Raw genomic sequence first — 13847 nt, 5'->3', positions numbered from 1 at the left:
AACGCTCCTGTGGCCGCGGTGAGTTGTGAGGCCCGGGAAACGTGGCGGTCACTGTGCGGTCGCGACCATGCCCTGCCTGGTCGGGGGCGACCTGCGGCGATGCCGTTTTCCGACCTCGCGGGGGCGTCCGGGGGGCGTGCCGGTGATGCTTTGGAAACGACCGGTTCTCGGGCGTTTTACATTTGTTAACACATCCGGTTTCGGGTTTCGGCGCCGATTTTCCGCTCCGGTGAGACGGACGTCGCATAGGTTACGTCGCACGAATTACCGCATGGTAAATCGTTTGCCCACCGGTCGCGGCCGGATATCCGTGACCCGCGGCGGGGTCCGGATTAGCATGCGAGTCATGCAGCGATTCGAGGCCACGATCGAGTCCGCCCCGAGCGGCGGCGCCTACGTGTGCGTGCCCGCCGAGGTGGTGGCGGCGCTCGGTGGCGGCGGGCGGATTCCGGTGCGGGCCACCTTCGACGGCGTCGACTACACCGGGTCGGTCGTGTCGATGGGCGACGGCCCGTGCATCGGCCTGCTGAAGGCGATCCGCGCCGAACTCGGCAAGCAGCCCGGCGACACGGTCGCGGTCACGGTCGAGCGCGACACCGCCGAGCGGACCGTGGCGGTACCCGACGATCTGGCCGCGGCTCTCGCCGAGGCCGGGCTGCGCGAGAAATTCGACGGGCTCTCCTATTCCCGCCGCCGCGAGCAGGTCCGATCGGTCACCGACGCGAAGCGGCCCGAGACGCGCGCCGGGCGGATCGGCAAGATCGTCGACGCGCTGCGCGGGTAGCTACCAGCAGAACCGCATCGGGTTGGTGAACATCGCGGTGACCACGACCAGGTCGACGAGGACGGCCAGCCAGGCCGCCGGTACCACCCACCGAGACCGAAATATGAACGCGCACAACGCGAACGGCAGTGTCCAGACCGCGAGGGTGACGATCACCCACCAGCCGCCCGCCATATCGACCCGGGGTGTCGTGGTCCCGCAGCGCGTGTCCGCGGCCTGGAACAGGCCGATCGCCACGCTCCAAGCCGCCGCGGCCGTCCACGCAGTCGCGGCGACCGCGGCTGCGATCCAGGTAATGTGCCGACGCAACCGCACGGTCCCATCCTGCAACGGGCCGTGCGTGCACGGGGCCGATTTCGGGGTTCAGCCAGGTCGTGGTCGACGGGTGGGTTACTCGGCCAGCACCTCGGCCTCCGCCTCGACGGCGCGCACGGTCTGTTCGGGAACGCGTAGCTGCCCCGGGGTGTAGGTGATCGCGCGCAGGTCACCGGTGTAGCGGAACGGGCCGCGGCGCTCGCGCAGGTTCCAGTCGACCGGTCCGCGCGCGTCCACGCCGACGGAGATGCCGGTCCACGGCGCCATACCGACCAGCTGGACCTGGTCGAGCAGTTGCGTCACCGCCTCGCCATCGATACTGACGGTGAAGTCCCAGCGCAGTCCGGGGCGCACCAGGGCGGCGACGGTGACCCACCGCGCGCCCGGGGCGATCGGCGCGGAGACGGTGGCGTAGCGGCCGTAGCTGTTGAAGCCGAACACCGCCCGGCCGTTCTCGACGAAGAGCACGTAGCCGCCCTGCGGATCGCCGTGCGCTACCAGGACCCCCTCGTCGCCCGGGGCGTATCCGCCCAGTTCGGCGGTGACGGTGAAGTCGCGATACGCGATCAGCCGCTGGGAACGGTAGCGCTCCAGGGTGGGGGTGCCGGGCAGCAGGCGCAGCGGCCGCGCCAGCCGGGCCTCCTCCGGCCGTCGGCGCGCCAGATCCGCGCGAGTGACCAGCGGGAACACGGTGTTGTGCCAGGCGGCGTCGTCCCATGCGCGGGACAGTTCGGCGACCTTCTCCGGAAACTGCGCCGCGACGTCGTGCAATTCGGTCGGATCGGTGCGCACGTCGAACAGTTGCCAGCGCGGGTCGTCGATATCGGTGCCCGGTTCGTGCAGCGCGAGCAGCTTCCAGCCGTCGCGGTAGAAGCCGCGGTGCCCGGTCATCTCCGAGTACTGCTCGACGTGCGCCGAGGCGGCCCGCGGATCGCGCAGCACCGGTGCGGCCGAGACGCCGTCGAAGTCCTTGGCGGGCAGGCCGTTCCGCCCGCCGGGCCGCTGGAGTCCGGCCAGCTCGAGAAGCGTCGGCGCCAGATCTGTGACATAGACGTATTCGCGGCGAATCTCGTTGGCGGGCAGACCCTTCGGCCACGACACCAGGAACGGCACCCGCACGCCACCGGCGAAGGTCTGGCCCTTGTAGAACCGGAACGGCGTATTCGACGCCTGCCCCCAGCCGCGCGGGTAGTGCACGCCGAGCCGGGCGGTGCCGATCAACTCCTCGTCGTGCGGCACGTCCCCGACCCAGCCCGGATCGTCGACATGCGCGAATTCCGCCAGGTAGCTGCGGGTTCCGACGGGACCGCCCTCCGCCGTGCCACCGTTGTCGGAGGTGAAGACGACGATGGTGTTGTCCAGTTCGCCCAGCCGGTCCACTACGTCCAGCAGTCGGCCCAGGTTCTGGTCGATATTGTCGACCATCGCCGCGTAGACCTCCATGTAGCGCGCGAAGCGGCGCTGCTCCTCGGCCGACAGCGAATCCCATTCCTGGGCCTCGTATCCGGGCTCGGTATTGCGCGGCTTCTGCTGCGTGCCCTCCGGAAACAGCCCTTCGGCCAGTTGCGACGCGAAACGGCTGTGCCGCAGCCGATCCCAGCCCGCGGCGTACCGGCCGCGATACTTGTCCAGATCGACCGCCTTGGCCTGCAGCGGGCCGTGCATCGCGACGTGGGCGAAATAGAGGAAGAACGGTTTCGCCGCGTCGTGGGCCCGCAGGTCCTTCAGATACGAGATGGCCCTGTCGGTGAGGTCGTCGGTGACGTAGTAGTCGTCCGGGTAGCTCTCCACGTCGACCACCGAGCCGTCGGACACGATCTGGTTCGGGTGGTAGTAGGAGTTGAATCCTTCCAGCGATCCGTAGTAGCGGTCGAAGCCGCGCTGGGTCGGCCACGAATCCCGGTGTGCCGCAGGGTTCATGGTGGCATCGCGGACCAGGTGCCACTTGCCCACCGCGTAGGTGGCATAGCCGTTGGCGCGCAGGGTCTCCGGTAGCGTGAGCACGTCGTCGGCCAGCTCCAGCCGCAGGCCCGGATAGCCCGGATCGGCATTGGCGACGAACCCGAAACCCGCCCGGTGCGGGTTGATTCCGGTGAGCAGGGCGGCCCGCGACGGTGAGCACAGCGGGGTGGTGTGATAGTTGGTGAGCCGGATGCACTGTGCGGCAAGGCGATCCAGGGTCGGCGTCTCGATCTCCGAACCGAACGGGCCGATATCGCTGAAACCCATGTCGTCGACCAGCACCACGATGATGTTCGGGGCGCCCGCGGGCGCGGCCGGGGGATAGGTCCACTGCGGTTCGGCGTCGGCGGTGGTGCGGCCGATCGGTGCGGTGACGTTCTCGTAGCCGCGGGCGTGGTCAGGCACAGACATCGGTCCAGCGAAACCGGATATCGGGGGCATTCGCCAGGGTTTTGTGCAGGGTGCGTGCAACCGGTGCCGACCGGCTCGCGTCGCTCTACCGTCGGTTGCCATGCACACGAGTCGGCCCAGCGCGCCCCGGAGCGGTTCGGGCGGCCCGTCGTGCTGCTGCTGTTGTCGCGAGTGATCGCCGCCCCGACCTACCCCTGTCGGCGCCGCGAACGGCCGTCACGACAGCAGTCCGCCAGCATTCCGAGGATTTTCCCAGATGAGTTCACCACCCGGCGCGTCATCGCGCCGCACGTTCCTGCGCGGGGCGAGCGTGACCGCGCTCGCCGTCCTCGGCGGCGGGGCGCTGGCGGCCTGCACCTCGGCGGTGCACGAACTCGACGCCGCCGGCGACGACGCGGTGCCGGTGCGCGGCGGCACCCTGAAGGTGGGCACGCCGTACGACGTCGTCCCCGCCAATATCCTCACCAACACGGCGACGACGCCCGCGGTGATCGGCCTCGTCTACGAGACCCTGATCCGCTACCCGAACGACAGGCTGGAACCGCAACCGCTGCTGGCGACCTCGTGGCACCTGGCGCCGGACGGGCTGTCGCTCGCGTTGGAGCTGCGCGACGACGTCACCTTCCACAGCGGGCGGCCGTTCACCTCCGCCGATGTCGAATTCGCGCTGCGCACCTACGCCGACCCGAAATGGTCGGCGCAGCTGAAGAGTACGGCCGCGGCGATCACCTCCTACGACACCAGCGCACCCCACCGCATCGTGCTGCGCTTCGCGCACCCGCTGGGCAATATCTTCGATCTGCTCGATACCGCGCCGATCCTGGACCGCGAGACCCTCGGTGAGCTGTCGGCCGGTGAAAAGTTCATCGGCACCGGCCCTTTCCGTTTCACGGAGCGAATCCCCAACAGCCGCATGGTGTTCGAACGCAACGAGCGATACTGGATCCCCGACCGGCCGTATCTGGATCGGGTGCAGCTCTCGGTCATCCCCGACAGCCAAGCACAGCTCAACGCGCTGCGGTCGGGTCAGATCGCACTCGCCCACGGCCTGAACTCCCGCGATATCGAGAACCTGTCCCGCCGGGCCGGATTCCGGGCGATCACCTACGACGGCGCCGAACTGCAGATGTACGTCGGTGTGAACCTGCAGCATCCGGCGCTGGCGGACGTCCGGCTGCGCCAGGCCGTCGCGTACTCGATCGACCGGGAACGCATTATCGAGGAGGTCTTCCGCGGCGCCGGTTATCCGCTGAACCTGCCGTGGCCCAAGACCTCTCCCGCCTACGACGAGGCGCGCAATACGAGATACGCCCGCAATATCGGCCGCGCCCGCGAACTGGTCGCGCAGCTTCCCGCGCCACCGGCGATCCCGCTGTCCTACAACACCAGCCTGCCCGCCTACGGCGCGACCGCCCAGATCGTGCAGGCCAATCTGGCCGAGGCGGGCATCGAGGTGACCCTCGACCCGAACGACGACGCGACCGCGGTGAAAAAGCTGATCGGGGGCCAGTTTCCGGGGCTGTGGGTGACCGATCACTCGTGGGCGCAGTTCGTCCCGTCCACGCTCAACGTCAGCGCCTACCCGTTCAATGCGCGAAAGAACGCCTCCCACTACGAATCTCCGGCATACGTCGCGGCGGCCGATGCCGCCTGGCGGCGTACCGACGGCACAGGGCCCGGGGCGGTCGCTGCCTATCAGGCCGTCAGCGATGAGCTGCTGGAGGGATTGTTCCTCATCGAAATCGGCGCGCGGCTCAATCAGGTCGCGGCGTCCAAGCGGCTGCACGCGGTGGGGTGGACCAAGCGCCGCGAGACCGTACTCACGGAGGCGTTCCTGTCGTGACCCGATATCTGTTGCGCCGCCTGCCCTCCGCCGTGCTCGTGCTGTTCGCGGCGTCGGTGCTGATCTTCCTGCTGATGCGGCTGGTTCCCGGTGATCCGGCGAGCACGCTCGCCGGGCCGGACGCGACCCCGCAGTCGATCGCGGCGATCCGGCACCAGCTGGGATTGGACCGGTCGATTCCGGCGCAGTACCTGAGCTGGCTCGGCGGCCTGGTCACCTTCGACCTCGGCCGGTCCTACATTCTCGGCGGTCAGATCTCCGAGTTGGTGAGCCAGGGGTTGACCAACACCCTGGTGCTGACCGGCGCGGCCCTGCTGCTTGCGATAGTGGTGAGCCTGGGCGTCGGTGTGGCGTCGGTGGTCTGGCCGCGCCGATGGCTGAATGCGATTGTGGCGGCGGCGAATACGGCGGCCGTCGCGCTGCCGACCTTCGTGACCAGCGTGCTGCTGGTGCTGGTGTTCGCGATCGCGATCCCGGTGCTGCCCGCGGGCGGAGTGCCGCCGGACGGCTTCATCGCCCGGCCGGATATCGCGGCGCAGTACCTGCTGCTGCCCGCCACCTGCCTGGCGCTGCCCGTGGGCGCCGCGCTCACCCGCTTTCTCACCGAGGCGCTGCACACCGAACTCGGCAAACCCTATGTGCTGACCGCGCGTTCGCAGGGCATTTCGCAGTGGCAGATCGTCACGCGCGGCGCTCTGCGCAATGCGCTGCCCGCGGTGCTGACCGCGCTGGGGATTCAGACCGGCCATCTGCTCGGCGGCGCCGTCCTGGTCGAGGCCGTATTCGCCTGGCCGGGTATCGGGCAGCTCATCGAGCAGGGCATCAACCGGCGCGACTACCCGGTCGTGCAGGTGTTGCTGCTGCTGTCGGTGACGGTATTCGTGGCGATCCAGCTGCTCACCGACATCGTGCACGCGTGGCTGGATCCGCGGATCCGGATCGGAGCGGGGACGTGAAGGCAGCGATCGTCGAAATATGCGCGGCCACAGTGAATTCCGAAGACTGGCACGGTGTTCGACAGGGCCCGTGGAGTCGGATTGGAGAGCAGCCATGAGCGTTGCTGTCGAAGCAATTCACTCGGCCGCAACGGGTTCCGGCGTCAGGCGACCGGTCTTGCTGCGCGGACAGGCCCTGGCGGGAGCGGTGGTTGTCGTGGCGATCGTGCTGGCCGGGCTGTTCGCGGGAGCGCTGAGCCGCTATGACCCGATAACGCAGATCACCGGCGCGAACCTGGTGAGCCCCAGCGCGGCACATTGGCTCGGCACCGACGAGCTGAATCGTGACGTGTTCGCGCGGGTGCTGTTCGGGTTGCGGATCGATCTGCTCATCGTGTTCGTCGCGGTACCGGTCGCGGCGGTACTGGGTTCGGCCGTCGGGCTGCTGGCCAGTGTGCACACCCTGGCGGATACCGTGGCGCAGCGGGTGTTCGACGTCGTCCTCGCCTTTCCCGCGCTCATCCTCGCTATCGCGCTGACCGCGATCACCGGTCCGGGCGCGCACGCGGTGATCATCGTCATCGTGGCGGCGGAGGTACCGGTCTTCGGCCGCCAGATCCGCACCGCGATCCTGCGGGTGCGCGAGCAGGCGTTCGTGGAGGCCGCCGAGGTGATCGGCGCGGGCACGTGGTGGACGCTGCGAAAACATCTGCTGCCCAACGTCCTCGAGCCGCTGGCCGTGCAGCTGGCGCTGTCGATGTCGATCGCGGTGGCCGTCGACGGCGCCATGAGTTTCATCGGGCTGGGGGTGCGGCAGCCGGAACCGTCGCTGGGATCGGTGGTCGCGGAGTCGGTGTCGAATATGGATGCCAACCCGGCCATGGCCGTGGGGCCGCTGGTGATCATCGCCGGGCTGACCCTGGGCTTCCTGCTGATCGCGCAGGGGCTGGGCCGAGCGAGGAGGATCGGATGAGTACCGTGCCCGCAACCGAGCAGTTCGCCCCTGTTCTCGAAATCACGGGTCTGTCGGTGCATTTCGATGTGCGTGCGGTCGTCGAGGACATCGCCCTGACGGTCGGCCGTGGCGAAGTCGTCGCCGTGGTGGGCGAATCCGGTTCGGGCAAGTCGATGACGGCCCGATCGGCGTTGGGGCTGCTGCCGCCCGGCGCTCGCGCCGCGGGCTCGATCCGCCTGGGCGAGCACGAAATCATCGGCGCGAGTGAACAACAGCTGCGGGCGATACGCGGCACCCGGGCGGCCATGGTCTTCCAGGAGCCGCAGACCGCGCTGAATCCGGTGCAGAAGATCGGCACCCAGATCGTCCAGGCGCTGCGCGCGCACGGACCGATCTCGAGGGCCGAGGCCCGCGAACGCGCCGCGGAACTACTCGGGCTGGTGGGCATTCCGGAACCCGAGCGCCGATTGGACTGGTATCCGCACCAGCTGTCCGGCGGGCAGAAGCAGCGGGTCGTCATCGCGCTGGCGCTGTCGGGCGATCCGGACCTGCTGATCGCCGACGAGCCCACCACCGCGCTCGACGTGACGGTGCAGGCGGAGATCCTGGACCTGCTGCGTGATCTGCAGCGGCGCAACGGGACCGCGATCCTGTTCATCACCCACAACCTGGGCGTGGTCACCGAGACCGCCGATCGGGTGGTGGTCATGCGCGGCGGTCGCGTCGTGGAGGAGCGACCGGTGCGCGAGCTGTTCGCCGCACCCCGCGAGGGCTATACCCGAACACTACTGGCGGCCGTGCCCCGGTTGCCGGAATCCGCGCCTGTCGACACGGTCGGCGTGAACGGTGTTGCGGCGGCGAACTCCTCGGATAGCCAACCGGGGTCCGGCGACGATGGACGAGACGGCGACGGACAAGAATCGGTGCTGCGGCTGGCCGATCTCACCGTCGTATATCGCTCGCGCGGCAAGCGATTCCGGGCATTGCAGGGGGTCTCGCTGTCGGTGGCGCCGCGCGAGGTGGTCGGACTCGTCGGCGAATCCGGTTCCGGCAAGAGCACTCTGGGACGAGCCGCGCTGGGCCTGGTCCCGGCGGAGACCGGCGAGGTCACCCTGCACGGCACCGCGCTGCGCGGGCTGACATCGCGGGAGCTGCGGGCGATCCGCAAGAACGTGGCGCTGGTGCACCAGGACGTCGCCGCCTCGCTGGATCCGCGTCGCACGATCGAGGACTCCATCGGCGAGCCATTACTGGTGCATCGCGTCGCGAACGGTTCGCTGCTGCGGGCCAGGGTCGCGGAACTGCTCGAATCGGTCCGCCTGCCTCGCGATTACGCCGGTCGCCGCCCCGCCGAACTGTCCGGCGGGCAGCGCCAGCGCGTAGCCCTCGCGCGCGCACTGGCGCTGGCGCCGCGCCTGCTGGTCGCCGACGAGCCCACCAGCGCGCTCGACGTCTCGGTCCAGGCCCAGGTCCTGGACCTGTTCGCCGACCTGCGCGCCGAATTCGGCTTCGCCTGCCTGTTCATCAGCCACGACCTGGCCGTCGTGCATCAGGTCGCGGACCGGGTCGTGGTGCTGCGGGGCGGATCCGTGGTCGAGACCGGGCCGCCCGCCGAGGTCTTCGGGCATCCGCGGGAGGAGTACACCCGTCGGCTGCTGGCGGCGGTCCCGGTCCCCGAGCCAGGCAGGATCGGAAGCGAGCCGCTGGCCCTCGGGGCGTGAAAGTCGGTTCTTCGAGGCGGGCGACCGGGCATGAAGGCGACCCTCCGCGGCCCCCCGGGTACCAGTCAGAGTGCGAGCGTGAAATGGTGCGCCGTAATGGTCAGGTGATGGCGCATGTAGAGGCGGTGCGCGGCGGCACGGTGGGCCCCGACTGCCGACACCAGCTCCACGGACTCGCACCCAAGCCTGCGCGCCTCGGCCTCGATCCAGCTCACCAGGCGATCGGCGTGACCGCGGCCGCGGGCCTCGGGCAGCGTGGAGACGTCGTCGACGTAGAGGTGGTGGCCCCAGGCCGCCGCCCACGCATCCCGGAAGCCGAGGATCGACACCGCGACGTCGTGGTCGTCGTCGAAGGCGCCGACGATCCGGTACCCGCCGGGACGCAGTCGCCGATCGACCAGTTCGACCAGCGCGTCGGTGGTCTTCCACTGCGGACGCAGCTCCAGCAGGGCCGGTGCGGCGAGTTTCGTCTGGCCTTCGGGGATTTCGCGGATATCGGTCACAAGCGGTGACGATAGCGGCCGCGCGGCGCCCGAGGGATAGCCACTTCGCCGCGATTGCCGTGGACCACTCGGCGAACGTTACTGCTGCTGCATCGCCGCGAACGGCGCCATGTCGAAGTAGTCGCGCCACGCCGCGATCTTGCGGTCGCGGACCTCGAAGGTGCCCATGACCGGCAGTTCGACATCCTTGTCGCCGATGCGGAATCGGTCCGTGCGTTCGTTGAGCACGACGGATCCGAGCTCGGCCTGATGGTGCACGGTGAACTCGATATTGCCGAATCCGCCGAGGAATCCCCGGAGGAACTCCAGGATGGCGGGCTTGCCGACCAGCGGTTCCATCGGAATGTTGTGGTACACCGCATCCTCGGTGAAGTAGGCGGCCACGGATTCGGCCGTGCCCGTCCCCCATTCGGCGCAGAATTCGGTGACGATCTCGCCGGGTGTGGTCATCCGTTGCCCTCGTTCTCGAAGAGTGTTGTTTCTAGAACGCGTTACAGAATGCCGGGCGTGTGGGAACGGTGCAAGGGCGCTCGCCGCTGTGCCCGTTCGGATCAGCTAGGGAGTGGCAGGAATTCGACGTGGGCGCCGTCGACCGCGTCCGGGGGGACGATGACGAGGCCGTCGCGGTTCAGGAGGCCTGCCAGGTGGGCCGTGCGGACGGTGGCGTCGCCCAGCCAGCCGCCCTCCGGGACCGCGCGGGCGGGGACGATGCGTGGTGCGGGGCCGGTTATTTCGCCCGCGTTGAGCAGGGGGCCGGTGATCGGGCGGGCGGGGGTGCGGCCGGTGCGGCCCTCGACCATCGCGGGTAGCAGCGCCAGGAGCGTGGCCACCGCGGCGAACGGATTGCCGGGTAGGCCCAGAACCGCTGTGCCGGACTCGGTTTCGGCGGCCACGGTGGAGCCGCCGGGGCGCATGCGCAAGCGGTGCACCAGAATTCGGGCCTCGGTGCGATCCAGGGCGTCGCGGAGCTGGTCGGCCGCGCCGCCGCCGGTGGCCCCGACGATCACCAGCAGCTCGCAGTCGGCCGCGGCGGCCAGCACCTCGTCGAAGCCGTCGGCGGTGTCGCGCAGGTGAACTCGGTCCAGCGCGTGTACCCCGCACCAGGCCAGCAGGTCGGGCAGGACGGGGCCGATCGAGTCGCGGGTCTGACCCGAATGCAGCGGGCCCTCACTGCGGATCTCGTCTCCGGTCATGACGATGCGCGCTCGCACCGGACCGCGCACCCGCGCGGTGGTGACCTCGGCGGAGGCGGCCACCGACAGCAGTGCCGCCGACACCGGTGTGCCCTCCGGCGCGACCGTGTCGCCGGGCCACCAGTCCTCGCCGCGGTGGCGGACATCGTCGCGAATCGGGGTGTCGGGCAGTCGATCCAGCACGCCGGTCGCGTCGAGGCGAATGAATTCGTCGCGGATCACCGTGGTGGTGCCGTCGGGCACGTGCGCGCCGGTCGCGATGCGGACCGCCTCGCCGGGCAGCAGCCCCACCGGACGCTCGCCGCCGGCGAAGCCGATGTCGTGGCGCAGCCGCCACGGGCCGTCCCCCGATACCGCGTAGCCGTCCATCGCCGACACGTCGAACCGCGGCAGCGCCTCCGCCGCGGCCAGTGGCGCCGCGAGCGCGGCGCCGCGGGCCGACCGCAGCAGCGTGTGCCGCTCGGGTAGTCGAGACAAGTTGCGGCGCACCGTGCTTCGTGCGTCGTCCAGCGTCAGCGGTGCCGCTCGGGCGCGGGCCTGGCGGACCTCGTCGGCGGTGTCGCAGTCGGCGACCCCGGACAGCGGCACCATGGCGGTGTTCGCCGGGACAAGCGCCTTCATCGGCTGGTTCATCAGCGAATCGAGCCGGTCGAGCCCCGCCAGCAGCGCGCGGTGCCGCCACACTCCGACCAGGTACTGCGGACGCCCGGACTCGTCGGTCGCGAACACCGCGTCGGCTCCGGATTCCGCTGCAGCCCTGAGTAATTCGTCGACCGCCGCGGGGGTGAGGAACGGCATGTCGGCGGCCAGCACCACCACGAGGCGGGCCGGGAAGTCGCATTCCTCCAGCGTCCGCAGCCCGGTCGCGATCGCGGCCACCGGCCCCGCCCCGGCCGGCACCTCCTGGACCTGCCGGATCTCGGGGGCCAGCTCGGGGCGGTGCGGGCCGACCACGATGGTGCGCGCACCGGCGGCGACCGCGGTGAGCGCCGCATCCAGCATCGACCGCCCGCCGACCACGATCGCGGGCTTGTCCACCCCGCCCATCCGGGTGGCGCGACCTCCGGCCAGCACGATCGCGTCGAAGTCGGTCACGAGCGGCCGCCCGGTAGCTTGCACATGCTGCCGATCGTAGTTCGTGGCGACGGCGACGCCCCGCGGCGCGCGGTCCCGGTGCACGTCCGGCCGCCGCGCGGTATCGAGGCGCGGTGCGGGAATGAGCCGCCGGTCAGCGCCGGGAGCGAGAGGTTCGGCGATTCATACACTGTGGGGCCGCAGCAGGCAGAACTCGTAGGTGTCCGGATCGGCCAGCACGACCGGCGGCTCATCGGTGTGAGAATCGTTGGGCCGCACCGCTGTCGCACCGGCCGCGCGTAGTCGGGCGACCTCCTCGGCGGGATCGTCGGTGGGAAACGACACCAGGTCCAGGTGCAGCCGACCGGGCTCGGGGCGCCCCGGGCTGAGCAGGAATTCGAGCCAGGGCCCCTGCTCGCTGACCGAGCGGATGCCGACGGACCGCTGCTCGTCGTGGGTGACCGGCCAGCCGGAGGCCGCCGACCAGAACTGCGCCTGGCGGCCCGGATCCCCGGTGTCCACCACGATCGCGGCGACCGCCCCCGTGTCGACATACTGCTCCCGCGGCTCCAGCACGCAGAATTCGTTGCCCTCCGGGTCGGCCAGCACCGTCCACGGCACCGGCCCCTGCCCGATATCGATGCGCCGGGCACCCAGCGACAATGCCCGATCCACCTGCACGCGTTGATGATCCAGCGATCGGCTGGACAGGTCGAGGTGGATGCGGTTGCGGCCGGACGTGGGTTGCCGCGAGGCCAGGAACGTGAGCGCCACGTCGGGCGCGTCCGGATCCGGTGCGGCCACGTCGACCTCGCCGGGCCGGTCGACCGTGACCTCCCAGCTCAGCAATTCGGCCCAGAACCGGGCCACGCTCCGCGGCTGTACCGCATCGAACACCACGCACGCGAGACGGGTGGACATGACTCCACGGTAACCGGCGGACCACGCCGCGCGGGGCGGTTCGGCGGCGTGTTTTCGATGTCGGGTTGTGCCGCCGGACTATTCGAAGCGGTGCCGGGCGGCGGCCAGGTCCACGCGATCGCCGCGGATCGGACAGCCCTCCTCGGCGAGCTCCCGCAGCTGGCGATGCGCCAGGTGCGGCGCCGGTGTGCCGTTCGCGCGCAGCACCCGGTGCCAGGGCAGATCGGCGGCATCCGTGCGCATGATCCAGCCGACCGTGCGCGGTGTCGACAGGCCCGCGGCCGCGGCGATATCGCCGTAGGTGGCGACCCGGCCGGGCGGGATGGCCGCGACCAGTTCCCGCACCCGCTCGACCTCCGCGTCGGTGGTGGCCATCTCAGAGCATCCCGCGCAGGACGGCGGCGCTCTCGGCCGGACGGGCCTGGGCCACCATGTGGTCGCAGTCGAACTCGTGCACCGTCAGGGCGGCGCCCAGGTGCTCGGTGAGCGCGGCCCGGAATCGCGGGGTGACGAACGGCGATTTCATCGCCTGCACCAGCGCCGTCGGCAGGCCCGCGGGCGGCAGCACGAAATCCCGGGCGAGCTGGCCCCAGTAGGCCGTGACGGCGGGCAGGCTCATCCGCCACGCCATCCGGCCGGACGGCGTGGGCACCAGGTGTTCGGCGAGCTCGGCGGCCAGCAGCGGCGGCTCCACGTCGGCCCACGCCGTCTCCAGCTTGTCCAGGCGGGCGGCCTCGATATCCGGATAGTCGGGCGCGGCGAGCATGCTCTCGGCGATATGGAGCATCAGCTCCGGGTCCAGGCCGATGGCCGGATCCAGCAGCACGAGCCCGCGCACCAGTTCCGGATGCAGGCGGGCGAGGTGAATCCCGGCCGCGCCGCCGAACGAATGGCCGAGCACCACGGCGGGCTCACCGGCCAGGAGCCGTGCGATGTCGTCCACCACGGTTTCGAACGTCCACGGTGGCAGCGCGGGGGATCGGCCGTGCCCGCGCAGGTCGGGGGCGACGATACGGACGTCGGGCAGGTGTTCGGCGGCCAGCGCCTCCCAGCGTCGGCCGTGCCCGGTGAGGCCGTGCAGGGCGAGCACCAGGGGGCCGTCGGCCGGGCCGAATCGATGGACGTGGAGATCGGGCACGCGACCATTGTGCCGAGGGGGCCCGACAAATGTGTGAAATCGAAAGAATGTTCGAGTATTCGGGATGCTGGTGCGGTGTGCCGGATTCCGTA

13 protein-coding genes are annotated in these 13847 nt (G+C 70.2%); 5 read left to right on the top strand and 8 right to left on the bottom strand.

From position 1 onward, the window contains the following. Positions 1-346: 346 nt before the first annotated feature. Complete coding sequence (locus tag NM1_RS00880; RefSeq protein WP_068012654.1) at positions 347-784, top strand: YdeI/OmpD-associated family protein; 438 nt, start codon at positions 347-349, stop codon at positions 782-784. Here NM1_RS00880 and NM1_RS00875 read toward each other — a convergent pair whose 3' ends face one another. Both NM1_RS00875 and NM1_RS00870 read right to left on the bottom strand, forming a co-directional pair. Further along, complete coding sequence (locus NM1_RS00875; protein ID WP_147288922.1) at positions 785-1099, bottom strand: hypothetical protein; 315 nt, start codon at positions 1097-1099, stop codon at positions 785-787. Between the two features lie 75 nt (positions 1100-1174). Continuing rightward, positions 1175-3472 carry an arylsulfatase gene (locus NM1_RS00870; protein ID WP_068012648.1) on the bottom strand — a complete coding sequence of 766 codons (2298 nt, stop codon included), beginning with the start codon at positions 3470-3472 and terminating at the stop codon, positions 1175-1177. Between the two features lie 256 nt (positions 3473-3728). Here NM1_RS00870 and NM1_RS00865 point away from each other — a divergent pair, with 256 nt between their 5' ends. The 4 genes from NM1_RS00865 (at position 3729) to NM1_RS00850 (ending at position 8926) form a co-directional block, all read left to right on the top strand. Next, positions 3729-5315: an ABC transporter substrate-binding protein gene (locus tag NM1_RS00865; protein WP_068012646.1), complete on the top strand. Its 1587-nt coding sequence runs from the start codon at positions 3729-3731 to the stop codon at positions 5313-5315. Continuing rightward, positions 5312-6271: an ABC transporter permease gene (locus NM1_RS00860; protein WP_068012643.1), complete on the top strand. Its 960-nt coding sequence runs from the start codon at positions 5312-5314 to the stop codon at positions 6269-6271. Before NM1_RS00865 ends, NM1_RS00860 begins: the two co-directional genes overlap by 4 nt. Before the next feature lie 94 nt (positions 6272-6365). Then, positions 6366-7223: an ABC transporter permease gene (locus NM1_RS00855; protein ID WP_068012640.1), complete on the top strand. Its 858-nt coding sequence runs from the start codon at positions 6366-6368 to the stop codon at positions 7221-7223. Further along, positions 7220-8926, top strand: coding sequence for a dipeptide ABC transporter ATP-binding protein (locus tag NM1_RS00850; protein WP_068012638.1), 1707 nt, complete (start codon positions 7220-7222; stop codon positions 8924-8926). The genes NM1_RS00855 and NM1_RS00850 overlap by 4 nt, the downstream gene beginning before the upstream one ends. A 65-nt stretch (positions 8927-8991) precedes the next feature. On the opposite strand, the gene NM1_RS00845 is transcribed toward NM1_RS00850, so the two are convergent. The 6 genes from NM1_RS00845 to NM1_RS00820 form a co-directional block, all read right to left on the bottom strand. Next, the gene (locus NM1_RS00845; RefSeq protein WP_068012635.1) at positions 8992-9429 is read right to left on the bottom strand and encodes a GNAT family N-acetyltransferase; all 438 of its coding nucleotides are present in this window, start codon (positions 9427-9429) and stop codon (positions 8992-8994) included. Between the two features lie 78 nt (positions 9430-9507). Further along, positions 9508-9879 carry a limonene-1,2-epoxide hydrolase family protein gene (locus tag NM1_RS00840; protein WP_068012633.1) on the bottom strand — a complete coding sequence of 124 codons (372 nt, stop codon included), beginning with the start codon at positions 9877-9879 and terminating at the stop codon, positions 9508-9510. Between the two features lie 101 nt (positions 9880-9980). Continuing rightward, entirely contained in the window at positions 9981-11717 is a 1737-nt protein-coding gene (locus tag NM1_RS00835; RefSeq protein WP_084519037.1) for an NTP transferase domain-containing protein, read from the bottom strand. A gap of 162 nt (positions 11718-11879) precedes the next feature. Then, positions 11880-12617, bottom strand: a complete 738-nt coding sequence (locus NM1_RS00830) for a VOC family protein (RefSeq protein ID WP_068012631.1) — start codon at positions 12615-12617, stop codon at positions 11880-11882. 78 nt (positions 12618-12695) lie between these two features. Then, on the bottom strand, positions 12696-12992 hold the full coding sequence (locus NM1_RS00825; RefSeq protein WP_068012629.1) for an MGMT family protein: 297 nt from the start codon (positions 12990-12992) through the stop codon (positions 12696-12698). Between the two features lies 1 nt (position 12993). Continuing rightward, on the bottom strand, positions 12994-13755 hold the full coding sequence (locus tag NM1_RS00820; RefSeq protein WP_068012626.1) for an alpha/beta fold hydrolase: 762 nt from the start codon (positions 13753-13755) through the stop codon (positions 12994-12996). Between the last annotated feature and the right edge of the window lie 92 nt (positions 13756-13847).

The sequence above is a fragment of the Nocardia mexicana NBRC 108244 genome, from assembly GCF_001613165.1.
Lineage (GTDB): Bacteria > Actinomycetota > Actinomycetes > Mycobacteriales > Mycobacteriaceae > Nocardia > Nocardia mexicana.
The sequence above is the reverse complement of the archived record's forward strand: the minus strand, read 5'-3'. Positions and strand labels throughout refer to the sequence as shown.